This window comes from Tsuneonella sp. HG094 (genome assembly GCF_053819285.1).
Genome location: NZ_JBSORA010000002.1, coordinates 75,565 through 94,407, shown reverse-complemented (window position 1 = coordinate 94,407; position 18,843 = coordinate 75,565). Strand labels below are relative to the sequence as shown.

General features: G+C 65.6%; 19 protein-coding genes. 18 read left to right on the top strand and 1 reads right to left on the bottom strand.

The window, feature by feature from the left end:
- Positions 1–159: 159 nt before the first annotated feature.
- The 18 genes from ACWPMX_RS14935 (at position 160) to ACWPMX_RS14850 (ending at position 17,588) form a co-directional block, all read left to right on the top strand.
- The gene (locus tag ACWPMX_RS14935) at positions 160–1,758 is read left to right on the top strand and encodes an ATP-binding protein (RefSeq protein WP_455700893.1); all 1,599 of its coding nucleotides are present in this window, start codon (positions 160–162) and stop codon (positions 1,756–1,758) included.
- Positions 1,759–1,987: 229 nt separating this feature from the next.
- The gene (locus tag ACWPMX_RS14930; protein ID WP_455700892.1) at positions 1,988–3,073 is read left to right on the top strand and encodes a phosphatase PAP2 family protein; all 1,086 of its coding nucleotides are present in this window, start codon (positions 1,988–1,990) and stop codon (positions 3,071–3,073) included.
- 489 nt (positions 3,074–3,562) lie between these two features.
- Positions 3,563–3,802 (top strand): Flp family type IVb pilin, encoded by a 240-nt coding sequence (locus ACWPMX_RS14925; protein WP_455700891.1) that lies wholly within the window; start codon positions 3,563–3,565, stop codon positions 3,800–3,802.
- A 110-nt stretch (positions 3,803–3,912) separates the two neighbouring features.
- Positions 3,913–4,857, top strand: coding sequence for a Flp pilus assembly protein CpaB (cpaB, locus tag ACWPMX_RS14920; RefSeq protein ID WP_455700890.1), 945 nt, complete (start codon positions 3,913–3,915; stop codon positions 4,855–4,857).
- Positions 4,854–6,338, top strand: coding sequence for a type II and III secretion system protein family protein (locus ACWPMX_RS14915; RefSeq protein ID WP_455700889.1), 1,485 nt, complete (start codon positions 4,854–4,856; stop codon positions 6,336–6,338). Before cpaB ends, ACWPMX_RS14915 begins: the two co-directional genes overlap by 4 nt.
- A complete protein-coding gene (locus tag ACWPMX_RS14910) occupies positions 6,328–6,594 on the top strand; it encodes a hypothetical protein (protein ID WP_455700888.1) in 267 nt (88 codons plus the stop codon). Before ACWPMX_RS14915 ends, ACWPMX_RS14910 begins: the two co-directional genes overlap by 11 nt.
- A 9-nt stretch (positions 6,595–6,603) precedes the next feature.
- A complete protein-coding gene (locus ACWPMX_RS14905) occupies positions 6,604–8,262 on the top strand; it encodes a pilus assembly protein TadG-related protein (protein WP_455700887.1) in 1,659 nt (552 codons plus the stop codon).
- Positions 8,262–8,783: a TadE/TadG family type IV pilus assembly protein gene (locus tag ACWPMX_RS14900; protein ID WP_455700886.1), complete on the top strand. Its 522-nt coding sequence runs from the start codon at positions 8,262–8,264 to the stop codon at positions 8,781–8,783. Before ACWPMX_RS14905 ends, ACWPMX_RS14900 begins: the two co-directional genes overlap by 1 nt.
- A complete protein-coding gene (locus tag ACWPMX_RS14895; RefSeq protein ID WP_455700885.1) occupies positions 8,780–9,448 on the top strand; it encodes a TadE/TadG family type IV pilus assembly protein in 669 nt (222 codons plus the stop codon). Before ACWPMX_RS14900 ends, ACWPMX_RS14895 begins: the two co-directional genes overlap by 4 nt.
- A 143-nt stretch (positions 9,449–9,591) precedes the next feature.
- Positions 9,592–10,785 carry an AAA family ATPase gene (locus ACWPMX_RS14890; RefSeq protein ID WP_455700884.1) on the top strand — a complete coding sequence of 398 codons (1,194 nt, stop codon included), beginning with the start codon at positions 9,592–9,594 and terminating at the stop codon, positions 10,783–10,785.
- The gene (locus tag ACWPMX_RS14885; RefSeq protein WP_455700883.1) at positions 10,782–12,161 is read left to right on the top strand and encodes a CpaF family protein; all 1,380 of its coding nucleotides are present in this window, start codon (positions 10,782–10,784) and stop codon (positions 12,159–12,161) included. Before ACWPMX_RS14890 ends, ACWPMX_RS14885 begins: the two co-directional genes overlap by 4 nt.
- Positions 12,161–13,162: a type II secretion system F family protein gene (locus ACWPMX_RS14880; RefSeq protein ID WP_455700882.1), complete on the top strand. Its 1,002-nt coding sequence runs from the start codon at positions 12,161–12,163 to the stop codon at positions 13,160–13,162. Before ACWPMX_RS14885 ends, ACWPMX_RS14880 begins: the two co-directional genes overlap by 1 nt.
- Before the next feature lies 1 nt (position 13,163).
- Positions 13,164–14,156, top strand: a complete 993-nt coding sequence (locus tag ACWPMX_RS14875) for a type II secretion system F family protein (RefSeq protein WP_455700881.1) — start codon at positions 13,164–13,166, stop codon at positions 14,154–14,156.
- Between the two features lie 53 nt (positions 14,157–14,209).
- Positions 14,210–14,953, top strand: a complete 744-nt coding sequence (locus tag ACWPMX_RS14870; RefSeq protein ID WP_455700880.1) for a hypothetical protein — start codon at positions 14,210–14,212, stop codon at positions 14,951–14,953.
- Between the two features lie 4 nt (positions 14,954–14,957).
- Positions 14,958–15,434, top strand: a complete 477-nt coding sequence (locus tag ACWPMX_RS14865) for an A24 family peptidase (protein WP_455700879.1) — start codon at positions 14,958–14,960, stop codon at positions 15,432–15,434.
- Positions 15,431–16,033, top strand: coding sequence for a M23 family metallopeptidase (locus ACWPMX_RS14860; RefSeq protein ID WP_455700878.1), 603 nt, complete (start codon positions 15,431–15,433; stop codon positions 16,031–16,033). Before ACWPMX_RS14865 ends, ACWPMX_RS14860 begins: the two co-directional genes overlap by 4 nt.
- 83 nt (positions 16,034–16,116) lie before the next feature.
- Positions 16,117–16,365: a hypothetical protein gene (locus ACWPMX_RS14855; protein WP_455700877.1), complete on the top strand. Its 249-nt coding sequence runs from the start codon at positions 16,117–16,119 to the stop codon at positions 16,363–16,365.
- Between the two features lie 248 nt (positions 16,366–16,613).
- Positions 16,614–17,588 carry an FkbM family methyltransferase gene (locus tag ACWPMX_RS14850; protein WP_455700876.1) on the top strand — a complete coding sequence of 325 codons (975 nt, stop codon included), beginning with the start codon at positions 16,614–16,616 and terminating at the stop codon, positions 17,586–17,588.
- On the opposite strand, the gene ACWPMX_RS14845 is transcribed toward ACWPMX_RS14850, so the two are convergent.
- A complete protein-coding gene (locus ACWPMX_RS14845) occupies positions 17,585–18,826 on the bottom strand; it encodes a WcaI family glycosyltransferase (protein ID WP_455700875.1) in 1,242 nt (413 codons plus the stop codon). The two genes, ACWPMX_RS14850 and ACWPMX_RS14845, sit on opposite strands and share 4 nt — an antisense overlap.
- Between the last annotated feature and the right edge of the window lie 17 nt (positions 18,827–18,843).

Genomic DNA, 18,843 nt, shown 5'->3' with positions numbered 1-18,843 from the left:
ACGGATGCCGCGGCGCGCTTGAACGCTGGCAAAGGACGCGCCCATGCGTGGGACGGCTTCATGCAATTGACGCGGCCATCGATCTGCCGAACTCTCGCGCACGCAAGGCTGCGGGTGTGGGTTGGGCCATCCGGCATCCGGCGTCGCGAAGGGGGGCACATGCAGGCGAGTGACAGCAACGTGATCGGCCACGTGGTCGGCACCGACGGGACCAGGGCGCACTGCCTGCTCGACGTGCGGCGGCTCGCCGGCGTGCGTGCCGGCGACGAGGAAGCGGGCGACAACACCTCGATCGGCGCGATCGTCCGCATGGCGGTGCACGGATCGGACGTGTTCTGCTCGCTGGTCGAGATGGCCCGCGACCCCGAGGACGCGGACCGGTCGCTGGGCGAGCTCGAATACCTCGGCGAAGGCATCCGCGGTGCGGACGGCGCGCTCACCTTCCGCCGCGGCGTCACCCACTTTCCCCATCCCGGCGACTCCATCCGCTTTGCCACCGAAGACGAACTCGCCGCGATCTTCGCGCCGCCGAACGTCCCGCATATCGAACTCGGCACGGTCTACCCCACTCGCGAAGTGCGCGCGCCGATCCTGTTCGACGCACTGCTCGGTCGCCACTTCGCGATCGTCGGGTCGAGCGGCGCGGGCAAATCGACCACCGTCGCCCTGATGCTCGACCGGATCGTGAGCCAGGCGAAGCACGGCCACGTCGTCATCTTCGACCCGCACGGCGAATACGCGCACGCGTTCGGCGATGCGGCGCAGGTGTGGGACGTCGGCAACCTCAAGCTGCCGTACTGGGCGATGAACCTCGACGAGCATTGCGACGCGTTCATCGCCGCCACCGGCGACGAGCGGACGGTCGATGCCAACATCATGGCCAAGGTCCTGCTGCGCGCCCGCCAGCGCAACATCCATGCCGAGATGCCGGGGCGGATCACCGCCGACACGCCGGTATCGTACCAGTACAAGGACCTGACCGACGCGCTGGAGGCAGAGGCCGGCCGGCTGGAGAAGATGGCCGACGCCCACCGCTACACCCACCTGCGGCTGACGATCGAGCAGTTCTTCCACGATCGCCGCTACAACTTCATCTTCAACGCCGAGCATGGCGACGCCTCGATCGAGGGGCTGCTGGGCGATCTCCTGCGCATCCCCAACAACGGCAAGCCGATCTCGATCGTCGACCTTGCGGGCGTGCCGACCGAGATCGTCAACGTCGTCGTCGCCACCCTCGCGCGGCTGATCCTCGATTACGCCATCTGGGCACCCCGCACACAGCGCGCGCCGATCCTCCTCGTCTGCGAGGAAGCGCACCGATACCTCCCGCGCCACCAGAGCGAGGCGACCCGATCGGTCCAGAAGCAGCTCGAGCGCATCGCCCGCGAAGGGCGCAAGTACGGCGTCTGCCTCGGCATGGTGAGCCAGCGCCCGTCGGAACTGTCGGAGACCGCGCTGTCGCAGTGCGGCACCATCATGTCGCTGCGCCTCAACAACCAGACCGACCAGGCCCACCTCGTCGCCGCGCTGACGGAGGGCGCGCGCAGCATCGCGGGCAGCGTCGGCAGCTTGCGCAACCGTGAGTGCATCGTCAGCGGGGAAGGCGTGCCGATCGCAATGCGCGTGCTGGTGGACGAGCTGGAAGAGGCCAAGCGCCCCGCGTCGGAAGACCCCTCTTTCGCGGAACGCTGGAGCCGGACGGACGTGCCGCGATCGCTCCTGACCGAGACGATCCGCCGCTGGCGAACCGAGCGATAGGTGACACGAAGTATACACCAAAACGCCGGGGGTATGTCACACGTGTCGCACTGTCCCGGAGCGGAACTCGCGGCCGGCGCGAAAGCGCGCAGCGGAGGGCGTCTGACAGAGCGGAGGCAAGGAGCGGTCATCCCGCCAGCGTGGCAGGCCGGGGGCGTGTAGGAAAATGGATTCGTATGACGGCACAATGAGATCGGCTGATCTCGCGAGCGGGCGGCGAAAACTCGACATGGCTGCCGTAAAGGCAATCTGGCAGCGACGGCCCTGGCGGGGGCGACCGCTATTTCGCGGGTATCACGTGGCGTTCGCGACGGTACTTGCGCTCGTGGTGCTACAGATCGCCGCTGCCTACGTCATCGGTCGCCAAGCGTTCGGGATCGCCTTCGATGAAGTCTTTACCTTCGGGACGAGCTATCAGACGCTCGCAGGGTGGCTGCTGCTACCGCTTCTGATCATCGGGCTAGTCACGCTGAAGATCACGCTGAGACGTAGCGAAAGGCCCACTCGCCTGCTCCTGCGATGGATCCGGCTCCGCTCGGACTGGCTGATCCGCGGCTTCCTGATCATTTCGGCCTACCCCACGATGGGCAAGGCATTCACGATCATCAAGTCGGCCATCCCCAACATGGTCGGCTTCTGGGCGGACCCCATGCTGGTCGAGTGGGATCGGGCCCTGCTAGGCGCCGATGCTTGGATCGTTGCTCACCAGCTCTTTTCCATCCCCGTCCTTATCGCAATTGATCGGGTTTACTTTCTTTGGTTCACATATTTCGCGCTGCTGACCGGGGTTTTCAGCTTTACTCGTGACATTCGGTTTCAGGCGCGTTCGGCGCTGACCTTTTTCCTGTGCTGGATATTGCTCGGCAATTTCACTGCCTATGCATTGCCGTCGGTAGGTCCGATTTTCTACGACCAGGTCCACCACAGCGATCATTTCAGGGGGCTGACGGATATGCTCGGGCAAGTGCATCGAGACCCCGGGCTGGTCGCTATGCACACCGTCGATTTCCTGTTGACCAAGGTCGGCAAGCCGAAGCTGGGAATGGGCATCTCGGCGATGCCCTCGATGCACGTGTCGATCGCGTGGCTGGGAATCCTGATGGCGACACACTATCGTGGCAAAGTCTGGTTGAAAGTGTTCACCCTGGCATTCACGACTGCCACCGTGATCGGTTCGGTCTATCTCGGCTGGCATTACCTTGTGGACGGGGTTGTCTCGATCATCGGAACGACGGCAATCTGGTTCTTCGCGCGCTGGTTCGTCGACCGCACTTATCGCCCAAGCAGAAGCCCGGTAATCGCGATTCGGGATTAGCAACAGGCCGAATGCGCTTGTTCAACACCTCTCGACATCTACGTCGTTGTGTGTCGCGGTTAATCTTGATCCACGGAACGAACGGGCCGCTGTTGCCTTTTTGGCGAGATCGTTAACGCCTTGCGGAGGCAGCCGACCGACAGAGAATCAGCGAATCAACAACATACGCTGCGTTGCAAAAAGGCACCGCCACGTGCCTGTTAACCAATCCACTTAAGTTAGCCCGCGACTAACCCTTTGGCAAACGGACTTAATTTTTTGGTAAGGGTTTGCCGTTGACGTGAATCGCCCAAATCGGGAAGATGGCATCGGTTTCGAAGGTTGGCGAATGATTGGGTAAAGGCCCGGCATCGTCGATGATACAAAACGATAACCGGGTCCAATCATCCGCCAACCCAAGAACTGGCCGTCCGGAATTCGCCGGGGCCTTTCACAAGAATGCTGCGTCCGCTCCATCCAGGTGGCGCAGCAACTGGGGATTGTAAGACCATGACCAACTTTCTCAAGAGCTTTATCGCTGACGAATCGGGCGCCTCGGCTGCCGAATACGCCCTGATCATCGCCATCGTCGGCGTCGGCATCGGTGCCGCTGCGCTGGCCCTCGGTCAGAACGTGACGGCTGCCGTGACCCAGGCTTCGGACGAAGTCCAGAAGTGCAACACCACTCCTGAAGGCTCGGGCTTCGTCACTGGTACTGTGGCGTGCACGGGCGCTGCTGAAGAAGAGTAAGGTTCAGTCGGATCAACGCGACTGACAATTTTTACAATACATAAGGGATTCTCCGGGCGATAACGCCCGGAGAATTTCCGCTCTGAAATACCGCCCGGGGGGGTAACGACATGCAGCAGAGGAACCTGATACTGCTGGGACTTGCGATAGTGATCGGCCTTGTCGCCGTGATCCTCGCCAATTCCTACTTCACTGGCGTGGAAGAGCGCCAGGCCGCCGAGGCGGAGCAGCAGAAGCTCGTCCGGATCGTCGTCGCTACGCAGCCGATGGAGTTCGGCAGCCCGCTCACCGAGCAGAACATCAAGCTCCAGAATTTTCCGGCGCAGTCGGTGCCCGAAGGTGCGTTCACCTCGATCCCCGAAGCGTTGAAGGACAATCGCGTTGCCCTGCGCCCGATCGTCACCGGTGAACCGGTGCTGCGCAGCAAGGTCAGCGGGACCGACGGGCGCGCCACGCTCGCCGCGCTGCTGCCCGAAGGCTTCCGCGCGATATCGTTTCCCGTGAACAACGTGTCCGGCTTCGTGCTGCCCGGCACCACGGTCGACATCCTGCTGCTGCGCCAGATCGAGGGCGACGGCGCGGACGACCAGGACCAACGCGCCGACACCATCCTCGAAAACGTGCAGGTGCTCGCGATCGACCAGTTGGCGAACGACAAGGAAGGCAAGCCCAAGGTCAGCCGGACGGTCACCTTCGCGTTGACGCCGACCGATGCCTCGCGCCTCGCCATCGCCAACCGCATGGGTGCCCTGCAGCTTACCCTGCGCAAGGTCGAACCCGAATTCACTACCGAGGGTGAGCGCGGCGAGCGGGTCGCGCGCACCGTGACCAGTCGCCAGCTCGGCGTGCCGCGCATCGTCATCGGCGGCACCGGACGCGGCGGTGGCGGCGGCTCTGCCCCCGCGCCGCGAGCGCCCGCGCCCGTCTATGCCTCGATCAACCCGCCGTCGCCCTCAGCGGCGATCGTCCCCGTCTATTCCGGCCCCGCGATGACGGTCGTGCGCGGCACCGAGCCGACCAGCTACCAGGTCGGCAATCTGGGAGCACCCCGATGAGAACCGCCCGTATCGCGTTCGCCGCGTTCGTGCTGGCCGGAACCGCGCTCGGCACCGCCGCGCCCGCCTTCGCACAGGACGATATCCACGCCGGCTCGCTCGAAGTGCCGGTCAACAAGAGCCAGGTCGTCTCCGCCGACCGGCCGATCGCCCGCGCGATGGTCGGCAATGCCGAAGTCGCCGATGTCGTGCCGATCTCCGAACGCTCGGTCTATGTGCTCGGCAAGAAGTTCGGCACCACCAGCCTGACCCTTTACGATCGCGGCAACCGCGTGATCGCGGTGATGGACATCGAAGTCGGGCCGGATGTCGAGGGCCTGAAGACCCAGATGGCCGATCTCATTCCCGGCCAGCCGGTGGATGCGCGCATCTCAGCGGGCAACCTCATTCTGACCGGCCTCGTCAGCGATCCGGGCGCCGCGGCGCGCGCCGCCCAGCTCGCCAGGGCCTATGCCGGCGACGCGGTCATCAACATGATCCAGGTCGGCGGCAGCCAGCAGGTCATGCTCGAGGTGAAGTTCGCCGAAGTGAACCGCACCATGGGCGAACAGCTCGGTGTTCGCGGATTCGGTTTCTCGAACAACGGTACCTTCCAGGGCGCGATCGGCGAAGGTGCTTCGCTCGACAGCACGAACGGACTGCGGGTCGGCGGGATTACCGATGCCTTCGGGATCTTCACCAAGGCGTTCAGCATCGGCTCGCTCAACATCGACGCCGCGCTCAACATCCTTGAGCGCAAGGGCCTGGCCAAGACGCTTGCCGAACCCACGCTGGTGGCGCTGTCGGGCGAAAAGGCCTCGTTCCTCGCCGGCGGCGAATTCCCGATCCCGGTGTCCCAGGGCAGCAGCGGCGGCGGGACAGGTGGCAACGGCGGCAACGCGATCACCGTGGAGTTCAAGCCGTTCGGCGTCAGCCTAGGCTTCACCCCCACCGTGCTGAGCGACAAGGTCATCAGCCTGGTCGTGGAACCCGAAGTGTCGTCGATCGATGCGAGCGCCTCGGTCACCGTCAACGGCCTCTCGGTCCCCGGCCTGCAGACCCGCCGCGCCAGCACCACCGTGGAATTGCGCGACGGCGAAAGCTTCGCCATCGCCGGGCTGCTGCAGAGGGACTTCCAGACCACCGTTCGCCAGCTTCCGCTTCTCGGCAACATCCCGATCATCGGCGCGCTGTTCCGCTCGTCGGGCTTCCAGCGCGGCGAGACCGAGCTGATGATCGTGGTCACCCCGCGCCTCGTCGCGCCGCTGCGGCCGAGCCAGGTGCGCTTGCCGACCGACCGGATCGCCGATCCCAAGCCGAGCGACGTGATCACCACCGGCGACAGCTATCGCCCGATCCCGCTCGCCCCGCAGCCCGGTGCCATTCCGGTCGACGCGGCGGGTCCGCAGGCTTCGGCGGAGAAGGTGGAGCTACCCGCCGTCGTCGCCGCGACCACCACCAAGGCCAAGACGGACACCGATGGAGACGGATATGATTTCTGATCGCAGGCTCCTCGTCCTCGCCGTGCTGCTGCCGGCCCTGGCCGCGTGCGAGCACAACTATCCCGGCCCCGCCGCATCGAACTTCGGCGATGCCAACCGCGTGACGATGGCCGCCCAGGTCGTCGATCCCGATCCGGAATACGACACGCTCAACCCGCCCACCAGCGCGGAGCACGCTGCCCAAGCCGCCGATCGCTATGCCAAGGGGACGGTCAAGCAGCCCAAAGCTCCCTCGGCGAGCTCTGGACCGCAATAGGAACCTGCCATGCGCCCGCGGTCCAGTTACTTGTGGCGAGACGAGCGGGGGGCCGTTGCGGCCACTTACGCGATCGCCCTCATGGGCCTGATCGTGGTAGCCGGGGTCGGCTATGACTACAGCCGCATGGCCTCGCTCGACAGCGAGCTTCAGAACGCCGCGGACCAGGCCGCACTCGCCGCCGCGACACAGCTCGATCGCGAGAGCGAAACCTCGGCCGGCGCTGGCGACGGTGCCTGCGCGCGGGCATCCGAGGCAGCGGTCAACCTGCTGCGGAACCTCACGCTGCTGTCGAACGACGGGAATGCGACCGGAAATCAGGTGACCGTGACGGGCGAGCCAACCTGCGATGCGACCGGCCGCATCCGCTTCTACGAGGACCGCGAGAAGACCGATCCCGCGACGAACGACGCAGAAGCGCGCTTCGTCGAAGTCCACGTCAATCCGCGTAGGGCGTTCTATGCGCTGACCCCGGTCATGGCGTCGTTCACCAACTCGGGCGACCTCAACGCCGCGGCCTTCGCGGGCGTCGGATCGGCGGTGTGCAAGGTCCCGCCGATCATGATCTGCAGTCCGGATCCCACCCAGCCGTTCAACGCCGAAGGGCGCAAGGGGCAGGGCCTGATCGCGACGGGTCACGCCCCCAACGGTACCAGCAACAACCAAGGCGGCGGAGCAGGCTCGACAGATAACGTCAACTGGTCCCCTGGAAACTTCGGTTTCCTCCAGGTCCAGGAAGGCACTGCCCAAAGCCGCAACGCCCGCCTGCTGCAGGCGCTGGCGTTCAACAATCCGCCGATCGATTGCGTGTCGGTCGACGACAACAAGGTCAACACGGGCAACCCGCAGGGCCTCTACGACGCCATCAACACCCGGTTCGGGATTTACGATTTCCCGTCGAATGGCAACAACACGCTCGCGAGCTGTCAGGGTGGGGCCTGCTCGCCCGCGCCTAACGTCCGCATGGATCATGCGACATCGACCAATGGCAACGGCAACGGCGGTGGCGGAAATGGCAACGGAAACGGCAATGGCAACGGCGGTGGCGGCAATCCCAATGTCTGCAAGATGGGCAACAACGGTTACACGATGCCCACCGGCGGTAGCGAATTCAATCCGATCGTCACGACCCCTGTAAACAGCAGTACACGCTACGATACCAACATCACGCGCATGGGGCTTCCGCGCGACCTGTGCCACTACGATACCTACAGTGCGGGCGCGCAGTGCGGTACGGTGGCCGGGGGTCGCTTCGGTACCGGACTGTGGGCGCGGAACGACTATTGGGCCGTGAATCATAACGGGGTCACCCGACCGACTGCCTGGAACTCGATGACCCGGTACGAAACCTACCTGTGGGAAATCGAGAATTCGCGCGGGGTCGCTCCGGCGGTCTGCGCGCCAGCCGCGGGCGATGCCAGTCGCCGGGTATTGACGATCGCGGTGGTATCCAATTGCGCTCAGCTATCGGGCACGTCCAGAGACGTGGTGATCGACGATTGGGTCGATGTGTTTCTCGTCGAGCCTGCAACCGACAATTCCGCGCGGCACATGGGCGGGTTCCGGGATGCGATCTACTTCGAGATCATCGGTCCGTCGAAACTGGCGGGAAGCGGCACCTATGCCGCGCAGCAGGTCCGGCGCGACGTGCCGTATCTGATCCAATGATGAGCCTGGGCAGCCTCTTGCGCAATCCGAGCGGCGCCGCGGCGGCGGAGCTGGCGCTCAGCCTGCCGATGGTGATGGCGCTCCTGTTCGGCAGCTTCGAGGCCGGCAACTACCTGCTGACCGAGCACAAGGTCATCAAGGGTGTGCGCGACGGTGCGCGCTATGCCGCGCGCTTGCCGTACGAATATTATGAGGACTGCGGTCCGGGCCTGTCCAACCCCGACGTCGCGCTGGGGTTGCCGTCCAACACGGATGCCGAGGAAGACATCGCGAACGTGACCATGAGCGGACGCCCCGCCGGCGGCGCCATCCGCGTGAGCGGTTGGGACGCCAGCGAAGTCAGCATCACCGTAACCTGCGATACCACGACGACTACGGGCATTTACGAGGACTGGGGCCATGCCCCGCGCGTGCTCGTGGCTACGCGGGTCCCCTATCCCTCGATACTCGGCTTGCTCGGCTTCGATACCAGCGGAGCCGTCGTCCGCGCGCAGGCGCAGGCAGCGGTGATCGGGCTGTGAGCGCCCATTCCTTCATCCGCCGGTTCGTGACCGACCGGACAGCCGCATCCGCGGCCGAATTCGCGCTGGTCCTGCCGCCGTTCCTGCTGTTCCTGCTGGGCATCTTCGACGTCGGCCGCTTTATCTGGTTCGTCAACGAGAACGAAAAGGCAGCCCAGATCGGCGCGCGCTGGGCGGTGGCCACCGATATCATTCCCGGCGGCGAGATCGGCTGCGATACGCCCGGCTCTTCGGTCGCCGGACTCCAGTGCTACAGCTACTCGATCAACGGGATCACCCCGCAGGGCGGGATCGTGGCCGAAGACGATTTCCCGACCGTCACGTGCACGTCGACCGGGGGAACGCTGAGCTGCGAATGCGAAGCGACCTGCCCCTTCAGCACCGATATCGACGATGTCTCCCAGTCCGCGTTCAACCGGATGGTGCGCCGGATGCAAGCTATCCAGCCGCGCCTCGCGGGGGATGATGTCAGTATCAGCTATGCCTGGTCCGGCCTTGGCTATTCGGGCGATCCGAACGGGGCTGACGTCGCGCCGATCGTCACCGTGTCGATCGGCCGGCTCGATTTCCAACCCCTGTTCATGGCAGGATTTCTCAGCATCGGCATCCCCGGCGCATCGTACTCGTTGACGATGGAAGATGGTGCCGGGACTACTTCGAACTAGGGCGGCCATGAAGTCCTTGTTCATCATCGACGTTCGCAAAGAACGCACTTCGGGTGGGGTATACGCCTTCTGCCGCAATGGCGGACGCATCGAACACGGGGATGCACTGCATCCCATTGCGGCCGAGACCGCCCGAGGAAACAATGACTGACTACGCTTCCACCTACAGCCTGCGAGATTCCGTGAGCGACTTCCTGACCGGACAGTGCCTCGTCGTGGCCAACAGCGCGGCGCTGGATGCCTTTACCGCGCAAGCCCCGGGCGGGCGCCTTGAATCCGCGACGCTTCTGCCACTCGGGCCCGAAAGCGCGCTTCCGCGCGACGCGCTGGACCGTGCGCGGGTGCTCGTGCTCGAGATCGACACCGCCAGCGACGCATCGCTGCGCCGGCTTGCCACGGTGCGCACGTCGCATCCCAAGCTGGTGATCATCGCCGCGATCGAGCAGGCGGGTGTCGGCGTAGTCCGCGCGCTGATCCGGCAGGGTGTGGCCGATGTGGCCGAGCTGCCGTTTCATGCCGCGCAGCTGGAAGAGCAGGTGCTCGATGCGCTGTCGAGCCAGGTGGAAATCCGCTCCAAGGTCGAGCTCGGCAAGGCGATCACCGTCGTCGGCGCGAGCGGGGGCTGCGGCGCAACCAGCGTTCTGACGCACCTCGCCGAGGAACTGGCCAGGCAGACCCCGAATTCGCGCGGCGTCTGCCTGATCGATCTCGATCTCCAGAAGGGCAACACCGCATCGTACCTCGGGATCGAGCCTGCGGTGACCATCCAGTCGCTCATCGATGCCGGTTCGCGCCTCGACCGCGACCTGATGATGAGCGCGGTGACCGATACCGGACGCGGGTTCAGCCTTATCGCGGCACCCGAAACGATCCAGCCTGCGGACCAGCTTGACGTCGATCACCTGCTGGCGATCGTCAACCTCGTCCGCTCGCATTTCGACCATGTCCTGATCGATCTCCCGCCGATGTGGAACGACTGGACCCTGTCGCTGGTGAGCTGGTCGAACCGGGTGGTCCTGTTGACCGATTCCTCGATCGCGAACCTGCGCCAGGCGCGCCGGACGGTGGCATTGCTGGGAAGCGTCGACGTGCCGGCCTCGCGCATTTCGATCGCGGTCAACCGGGTCGAGCGCAAGCTGTTCGCCTCGACCAAGCTGGAAGATGTTTCGCGCGCGCTCGGCACCGATGACCTGGTGAGCATCTCCGACGTCGGCCTGTCCCTTCGCGCCGCACAGGACCAGGGCGTGCCGCTGGGCGTGGTGCAGGGCAAGAACCGCTTCACGCAGGACATCGCCGCGCTTGCCGAGGCCATCGTGCAGGGCAACGAACCGTCATGAGCAAGTGGTCGCTCAGGGCGGCGCAGCCGGCGCCGATCGTCAACGTCGAACCGGCCGAGCCGGAGGCGGTGCCTTCCGCCTTGCCGGTGGACTCCGCGGTGCTCGACCGCAAGTTGTCGCTGAAGGTATCGATCCACCGTTCGCTGCTCGACAAGATCAACCTCGCCGCGCTCGACCAGTTGCCCCGCGCACAGATCGAGACCGAAATTCGCGAGATCGTGGCGGAACTGCTCAAGGAGCGGAACGAGGTCCTCAACGCCGCCGAGCGCGAGGAACTCGTTATCGAGGTCCTCGACGAACTGCTCGGCCTCGGGCCGCTCGAGCCGCTTCTCAAGGACGAGGGAATCACGGATATTCTCGTCAACGGTTTCCAGACCGTGTTCGTCGAACGCCTCGGCTTGCTGGAGCGCGTCCAGACGCGTTTCCAGGACGAAAAGCACCTCCTGCGGATCATCCAGAAGATCGTCAGCGCGGTGGGCCGACGGATCGATGAAAGCAGTCCCTTCGTCGATGCGCGCCTTGCCGACGGCTCGCGCGTCAACGCGATCATCGCGCCGCTGGCGATCGACGGTTCGCTGCTCTCGATCCGCAAGTTTGCCAAGAAGCGGATCGGCATCGAGCGGCTGATCGAACTCGGCAGCGTTCCGGAGCCCATGGTCCGGGTCATGGAAGCGATGGTCGGCACCCGCAAGAACGTGCTGATCTCCGGCGGCACCGGCTCGGGCAAGACGACCCTGCTGAACGCGATGTCGTCGTACATCGATTCCCGCGAGCGCATCGTGACGATCGAGGATTCGGCGGAACTCCAGCTGCAGCAGGACCACGTCGCACGCCTGGAAACCCGCCCGGCGAACATCGAGGGTCGCGGCGAGGTGAGCCAGCGCGATCTCGTCAAGAACGCGCTCCGCATGCGGCCCGACCGGATCATCATCGGCGAAGTGCGCGCCGGTGAGGCGTTCGACATGCTGCAGGCCATGAACACCGGCCACGACGGGTCGATGACCACCGTCCACGCCAACACGCCGCGCGATGCCCTGAGCCGTATCGAGCAGATGATCGGCATGAGCGGGATCGAGATTTCGCCGGCTTCGGCGCGCGCGCAGATCGCCTCGGCGATCGACGTCGTGGTGCAGGTGGCGCGGCTTGCCGACGGCCGTCGCCGCGTCGTCAGCCTGGCCGAAGTGACCGGGATGGAAAGCTCGACGATCACGATGCAGGAAATCTTCCGCTACAAGATCACCGGGCGGAGCGAGAGCAACGAAGTGGTCGGCCATTTCGAGGCCACGGGCATCCGGCCCAAGCTGCTGTCCGATGCGTCGGCCAACGGCTTCGACCTGCCGTCCGAACTGTTCCGGCCGGAACTGAAGTTCGGCTGATGGTCGAAACGCTCCTCCGCATCCTGGTCCTGCTGGCGATCTTCGCGTCGGTCTTCCTGCTGTCGCAGGTCGTCCTCGGCGCGTTCTGGCGCAACCGGGCGCGGGTGGCGGCGGTCAACAAGCGGCTCCAACTGATGCGGCAGGGCGCCGACCGGCTCGAGATCGCCGCGCAGCTTCGCAAGAACCTGCCGAGCGAATTCAACGAACTGCCCGGCCCGCTCGCATCGGTCCTGCGCAGCCTGCAACGTTCGATGTTCGCGGCTGCGGTCAGCCTTTCGATCGGCCAGTTGCTGTTCTGGATGGGCGTGGGGTTCATCGCCGTGAGCGTGATCCTGCTGCTCAGCGCGTCATTCGCGGGATTCCCGCTTACCGTCGGCGTCTTCCTGCTGGCTTTCAGTTTCGCTGCGGCGGTTGCCCTTGGCCTGCCCGTGATGATCATCAACATCATCGGTCAACGTCGTCGCAAGAAGATGGAACAGCAGTTCCCCGTATCGATCGACATTTTCGTGCGCGCGTTGCGCTCGGGCCATCCGGTCGCCGGCGCGATCAACCTGCTGACGACGGAAATGGAAGACCCGATCGGTAGCGAGTTCGGCATGGTCTCGGACGAGGTCGCCTATGGCGCCGACCTGACCGACGCGCTCGATGCGATGGCCGATCGCTGGGATCTCGAGGACATCCGCATGTTCGTCGTCAGCCTCGCGGTGCAGAGCGAGACGGGCGGCAACCTCGCCGAGATTCTCGAGAACCTGTCGACGATCATCCGCGCCCGGGCGAGCCTCTATCTCAAGGTCCGCTCGCTGAGCTCGGAAGGGCGGATGACGGGCTGGATCCTGACCGTGCTGCCGGTCATCACCTTCGTGGGCATGTTCCTCGTCAATCCCGCATTCTATCTCGACGTGGCGCAGGACCCGATCTTCATGTTCGGCCTGCCGACCATGATCATCTGGTACTTCGTCGGCGTCTTCTGGATCCGCAAACTCGTGGACATCAAGGTCTGACATGATCGAACTCGCAGCCCAGGACACGACCGTCCGCATCCTTCTGCTCGTCGCGCTGTTCGGCGTCGTCGCCGGGCTGTCGCTGCTCGCGCTGTTCTACGCCAACCGGCGGATGGTGGTGCGAGGGCAGTACGAGCGCCTGTCGCAGAAAGGGCTGATGATCGGCGAAGGTCTGGGCGGTCCGCAGACCGAAAGCCTGCGCACGCGCGAATCGCAGTCGGCCTGGGCGCGTCTCGCCGCTGCGGTCGAGAAGGCCGGCCTCAACCTGACCGATACCAAGAGCGAACGCCTGACCTCGCTGCTGCGCCAGGCGGGTTTCCCGTCACCCTCCGCGCCGCGTATCTTCACCCTCGTCCGTCTTGCGATGATCTTCACGCTGCCGCTGCTGTACGTGCTGCTGGCATTTTCGGGTGACGATCCGCCATCTTTCCTGAAGGTCTACCTGATCGGCTCGGTACTCGCGCTCGTCGGATTGTACCTGCCCAACCTGTACGTCCAGGCACGCGCCGATCGGCGCAAGGAAGCCATCATCAACGGGTTTCCGGACTGCCTCGACCTTCTTCTCGTTTGCGTCGAATCCGGTCTGGGACTGGAAGCGGCGATGGACCGCGTGGGCCGCGAGATGGTCAATTCGCACCCGCTGGTCGCCGAATTGCTGATGATCACCGTGCTGCAACTGCGCGCAGGCTCCACTCGCGACGAGGCGTTTCGCAAACTCGCGGACGTTTCCGCGGTCGAGGAGATCCGGGCGTTCACGACGCTGATCATCCAGTCCGACAAGCTGGGCACCAGTGTGGCCTCCACTCTGCGCGTCTACGCCGCCGAAATGCGCGAACGACGCCAGATGCGGGCCGAGGAGAAGGCGCACCGCCTGCCGGTGCTGATCTCGATTCCGCTGGTCGCCTGCATGCTGCCGACGATGATCGGCACGTTGATGCTGCCGGCAGCGGTGCTGATGGTTCGCAAGATATTTCCGATGATGACTGGGGGGTAATGACCATGACTGGAACACGTAATCGGGTTGCCACGACGGCTTCCATACTCGCGATGTCGGTCCTCTTGGGTGGGTGCCAATTGCTCGGGATCGGCGGCCAGCGAACGGCGCGCGCCGATTCGGCCGCTGTCCGGGCCGAGCCGGGCGATATCGGCGCGGCCCAGCTTGCCGAGGGCCGCCGCCTGTTGAAGGCCGGACACACGGCCGACGCCATCGAGTCGTTCATGCTCGCAAAGGCGTTCCCGGAGCACATGCCCGCTGCCTACAACGGGCTGGCGGTCGCTTACAGTCGCCTTGGCCGTACCGACCTCACGGAGCGGTTCTTCCTGACCGCTGTGGCGCTCGCCCCGCAGGACGATCGGTATCGCAGCAATCTTGCGGTGTTCTACGCCCAGAACCCGGCACAACGAGGCCTCGATGCGAGGCTGCAGGTCGCCGCACTCGAGCAATCCGCAGCGCTCGAATTCGCGCCGGTCGCCCCCGTCCAGCAAGCGCTCGCAGACATCGCGCCTGCCGCACCGGAATCGCGCGTGATGCGGGCCGGCGTGGTGGCGGTCGGCCGTTCGACCGGCATGCGCCGGGTGTCGAGCCGGGAAGTAACGGTCGGCGGATCCACTGCGCCTTCGCGGGTTGCCGCGGTCGGCGGCCCGCTGCCGGTGGTCTCGTATCGCCAGGCGCGCAAGGCTGTGGTCGAGGTCGGCGGCAAGGCGCCAGAGGCGACCAAGGTCGCGCTGGCCGACAAGCCGAAGGACGCGAGCCCCGCCTACCCGGTCCGGATCGAACTCGAAGCGGAATGATCCGTTGCTGGAGTCCGGCCATTCCCCGCTGATTTACGGCGCCCTCGCGGTTCTCGCCGGGTTGCTCGCGATCGCGGGGTGGACGGACGTCAAGCAGCGGCGAATACCCAACTGGGTGTCCGCCGCCGTCCTCGTCCTGGGACTGGCGACCGTCGGCTTCGCGAGCGGTTGGGGCGCGCTCGGCTGGGCGGGTCTGCACGTTGCCGCCGCGCTCGTCGTGGGAATTGCGCTGACGGCAGCAGGTGTGCTCGGTGCCGGCGATGCCAAACTCTATGCGGCGCTGGCGGCGTGGCTGCCGATCCAGCTGGGTTTGTGGCTGCTCGTCGCGGTGGCGATCGCCGGGCTCGCGCTGCTGATGGTCTTCGCCATGACGCGGCGCGGCCGCATCAAGCGCAAGTCGGACGTGGAGTCCGATTTCGACAAGCTGCCCTATGGCGTCGCGATCGCCGTAGGCGGGCTTGTCGCGGTGATGATGGCATGATCCGCGTCGCTGCCTCCCGGCGCGCGGCGATGGGTGTGATGCTGGCACTGGCGTTCACCAGTCCGGTCAAGGTGGCGGCGGAAACGTCCGAATCCGCCATGCCGGAGCGAGCGGTGATCACGATCAGCAAGGCGGGCGATGGCCTTGGCGCTCCGATCGAGTTGCGCAGTTCGGCCAAGCCCGCTTCCACAAAGACGGCCGGCGGCGTGATCGAGCGACCGCGCGGGATGCCGGTCGCCGCACGCGCGCTGACAAGCCGTTTCGGGGTGCGCTCGCACCCTGTCCTCGGCGGACGGCGGATGCACAGCGGGATCGATCTTGCCGCTCCCACAGGCTCGCCCGTCGCGGCGCCCGCCGGCGGCGTGGTGTCCTATGCGAACTGGCGCGGCGGCTATGGCCTGCTCGTCACCATTTCGCACGGCGGTGGGCTGGAAACGCGCTTTGCCCACCTGTCGCGGATCATGGTCAGTCCCGGGCAGACCGTCAGCCGGGGGCAACTCGTGGGACTCGTCGGCTCGACCGGTCGGTCGACCGGCTCGCACCTTCACTATGAGGTGCGCCAGAACGGCTATGCGGTGGACCCCCTGGCCGGGCATTGACCGCGTGGCCCGCTGCCCCGCGATAGGCGCAATCCGGCAGTGACTTAACGGGTTCTCAACCAAGCGGCCCTATTGCGGACTCCATGCTGAGTTCGCTTTCTCCGATCCTGGATGCCCTGCTGAAGCTCGGCGCGGTGGCGCTTCTCTTCAACGAGATTCGCGGCCTTATCCTGGCGGTGCCCGTCCTTTACGGAATGTACCAGGCCGGCGGGACGCTGATGGCGATCTGGCTCGGTGTTTCCTCGCTCGGCGGGATCGCGCTATCGGTCATCGTGCCGCTATTTGCCGCGCGTAAACTGCGCAAGCGGCTCGTGAAGCCCGCCGCCGCCTGATCTGACATCGTCGACTGCGCCCGGACGCGCGTCCGACGCCTCTCGGTCACCTCACATCCGAACTGGCATGTCATGTTGATGGTGCAGGCCATCGCGGCTGGCGGGGACGACCTGCATTCCCAGGGACGAACGAGGGGCTCCGCCACGATGCCGCCCATGGGGAGAGAGCCCTGCGGGACATGGCTTAAGCTCGCAACGCCTTACGGCCCCTTGCGAATTCCGCCAAAGTGCTGTCGGAGGGTCGCGCCATGAAAGACCGCCTCTATTCCGCTCTCGATCGTCTTGCGCCGTTCGGTCGCTTCGGTGATGCGGCGCTCTTGCGGCAAGCCTGCGCCGACTTGGCGATCGACCGACTGGGCGGGATACATTTGATCGATATCGGTGCGGCGGGCGATATCCCGCCGCGCTTCGCGCCTGTCGAACCGTACCTTACCTATACCGGGTTCGAGCCGGACGACCGCTCCCGCGCCGAACTCCTGCAGAAACGGACCGAGTGCCTGTCGTATCGCATTCTTCCCGAAGCGATCGGCGCCGATTTCGGGGAGATTACCCTGCGGCTCACACGCGGGGCGGTGTTCACGTCCGCATTCGAGCCCAATCGCGCGCTGCTCGACCGGTTTCCCGACAGCGGCAAGTTCGACGTGGTGGATCGCGCGAAAATCCCCGTCGTCCCGCTCGACTCTCTCCGGCTCGAGCATTGCGATTTCATCAAGACCGACATTCAGGGCGGCGAACTCGATACCTTGCGCGGCGGGACCGATACGCTGGCACGTTGCTTCGGGTTCGAGGTCGAGGTGGAATTCCTGCCGCTTTACGAAGGCCAGCCGCTGTTCGCGGACGTTTCGACTTTCGCCGCCGAATGCGGATTCGAATTCATCGACTTCCTGCGGCTGGGGCGCTGGAGCCGCGACCGGCAGGACCGGCTGGGCCAGTGTCTATACGGCGACGCCCTGTTCCTGCGCTCGCCCGAATGGATCGCCGAACAGGCCGACGGACGCGGCACGGCAATCTACCTTGCGCTGTTGATGGCCTATCGCCGCTACGATCTCGCCCGCACGATGCTGGCGCTGTTGCCGCGTGACCATCCGGCACGTTCGGGGCGCTTTCCGACGACGTTGGCGGCAGCGGCGAAGCGCCAGGGGCGACTGTCGGCATCGCTGCGTGCCGCGCTGCGCGTGGGCGCGGGCGATACGCCCGGCTACTTGCCGCACCTCTTCTACTAGGCGCGAGACCTGCTGGTGTGTGCGGCCACGAGCGCGCCCATGCGTTGCTCCGCCGCGTCGATAATCGCTTCCTGCGACCACCGCTCGCGCGCCCGTCCCGCTGCGGCCTTGCCGAACGTCGCTGCTCGCGAAGGGTCGTCCACGAGTGCGGCAATGGCGCCTGCCAGCGCCTGCGCGTCTCCGGGCGGGGTGTTGATCCCGCACCCTTCGACCTCGGCGAAAAGTCCGGTTCCCGGGTCGGCCGTGGCGACCACCGGTTTGCCGGACGCGAGCATGTTGGTGAGTTTCGAGGGCAGCACAAGGTCGGCAGCGCCGGGAATTTGCGGCAGCAGGTGAACGTCGGCCGCGGTCAGCAGGTCGGCCATTCGTTCGGCCGGTTGCAGGTCGTGAAACTGGATGTTGGCGAGACCGGCGGCCTGCTCGCGAAGTCGGACGCGATTGAGGCCCTCGCCGCAGATCACGAATGCGATGTCCTCGCGGACGCTCAAGGCGCGAGCGGCATCGATCACCGTTTCGAGGCCTTGCTTGTTGGCGATGTTGCCCGAGTAGAGCGCGATCTTTCGTCCCTCGAGGCCCCATTCGCGGCGATAGGACGCCGGGTCCGCGGACGCGAAATCGAACGCGCCGTTGCTCCAGTTGCGCAGTTCGTAGATCCGGCCGGGCGCGATGCCCTTCGCTCCCAGCTTGGCGCACATCTGCGGGCTGATCGTCGAGACCATGTCGGCCATGCCCAGGATGCGGTCCTCGACCCCGCGGGCCATTCGCGCGAGACGTCCGGAATCGTCTAGGAGGCCGGTGGCGAAGGCGGCCTCGACCTCGAAGTCCTGCACGTGCAGCCACAGCGGCGCGCGGGCTCGCCAGGCGGCAAGCGCGGCAACCGGCACCGACAGCAACGATGGCGCGACGGTGAAGACGAGGTCGATCGGCCCGCCTGCCGCCTCGAGCGACGGGGCCAGCGCGCTCGCGGCGAAGCTCAAGTGATGCGCGATGCGCCGTACGCCGTTCGGGTTGGCGGGGATGTAATGCGGCACCCGGAAGACCTTCACGCCGCCCTCGACGCTCACCGTCGTGCCATCGGGCTGGCCGGGATAAGCGCGCCACTGCGGGTAGTAGGGTTTGCCCGCGACGACCGTCACCGTGTGCCCCCGCGCGGCTAGACCGCCGGCGAGACCAGCGGAATAGGGCCCGATGCCCACCGGCTCGGGCGCGTAGTTGAGGCCGACGAAAAGGATGCGCATGGGTTCGGCCGCCCGGG

Bases quoted from the DNA above. Each gene is read 5' to 3' on its own strand.
- ACWPMX_RS14935 (WP_455700893.1), top strand. From the start codon at position 160: ATGCAGGCGAGTGACAGCAACGTGATCGGCCACGTGGTCGGCACCGAC.
- ACWPMX_RS14930 (WP_455700892.1), top strand. From the start codon at position 1,988: ATGGCTGCCGTAAAGGCAATCTGGCAGCGACGGCCCTGGCGGGGGCGA.
- ACWPMX_RS14925 (WP_455700891.1), top strand. From the start codon at position 3,563: ATGACCAACTTTCTCAAGAGCTTTATCGCTGACGAATCGGGCGCCTCG.
- cpaB (WP_455700890.1), top strand. From the start codon at position 3,913: ATGCAGCAGAGGAACCTGATACTGCTGGGACTTGCGATAGTGATCGGC.
- ACWPMX_RS14915 (WP_455700889.1), top strand. From the start codon at position 4,854: ATGAGAACCGCCCGTATCGCGTTCGCCGCGTTCGTGCTGGCCGGAACC.
- ACWPMX_RS14910 (WP_455700888.1), top strand. From the start codon at position 6,328: ATGATTTCTGATCGCAGGCTCCTCGTCCTCGCCGTGCTGCTGCCGGCC.
- ACWPMX_RS14905 (WP_455700887.1), top strand. From the start codon at position 6,604: ATGCGCCCGCGGTCCAGTTACTTGTGGCGAGACGAGCGGGGGGCCGTT.
- ACWPMX_RS14900 (WP_455700886.1), top strand. From the start codon at position 8,262: ATGAGCCTGGGCAGCCTCTTGCGCAATCCGAGCGGCGCCGCGGCGGCG.
- ACWPMX_RS14890 (WP_455700884.1), top strand. From the start codon at position 9,592: ATGACTGACTACGCTTCCACCTACAGCCTGCGAGATTCCGTGAGCGAC.
- ACWPMX_RS14885 (WP_455700883.1), top strand. From the start codon at position 10,782: ATGAGCAAGTGGTCGCTCAGGGCGGCGCAGCCGGCGCCGATCGTCAAC.
- ACWPMX_RS14880 (WP_455700882.1), top strand. From the start codon at position 12,161: ATGGTCGAAACGCTCCTCCGCATCCTGGTCCTGCTGGCGATCTTCGCG.
- ACWPMX_RS14875 (WP_455700881.1), top strand. From the start codon at position 13,164: ATGATCGAACTCGCAGCCCAGGACACGACCGTCCGCATCCTTCTGCTC.
- ACWPMX_RS14870 (WP_455700880.1), top strand. From the start codon at position 14,210: ATGTCGGTCCTCTTGGGTGGGTGCCAATTGCTCGGGATCGGCGGCCAG.
- ACWPMX_RS14860 (WP_455700878.1), top strand. From the start codon at position 15,431: ATGATCCGCGTCGCTGCCTCCCGGCGCGCGGCGATGGGTGTGATGCTG.
- ACWPMX_RS14855 (WP_455700877.1), top strand. From the start codon at position 16,117: ATGCTGAGTTCGCTTTCTCCGATCCTGGATGCCCTGCTGAAGCTCGGC.
- ACWPMX_RS14850 (WP_455700876.1), top strand. From the start codon at position 16,614: ATGAAAGACCGCCTCTATTCCGCTCTCGATCGTCTTGCGCCGTTCGGT.
- ACWPMX_RS14845 (WP_455700875.1), bottom strand. From the start codon at position 18,826: ATGCGCATCCTTTTCGTCGGCCTCAACTACGCGCCCGAGCCGGTGGGC.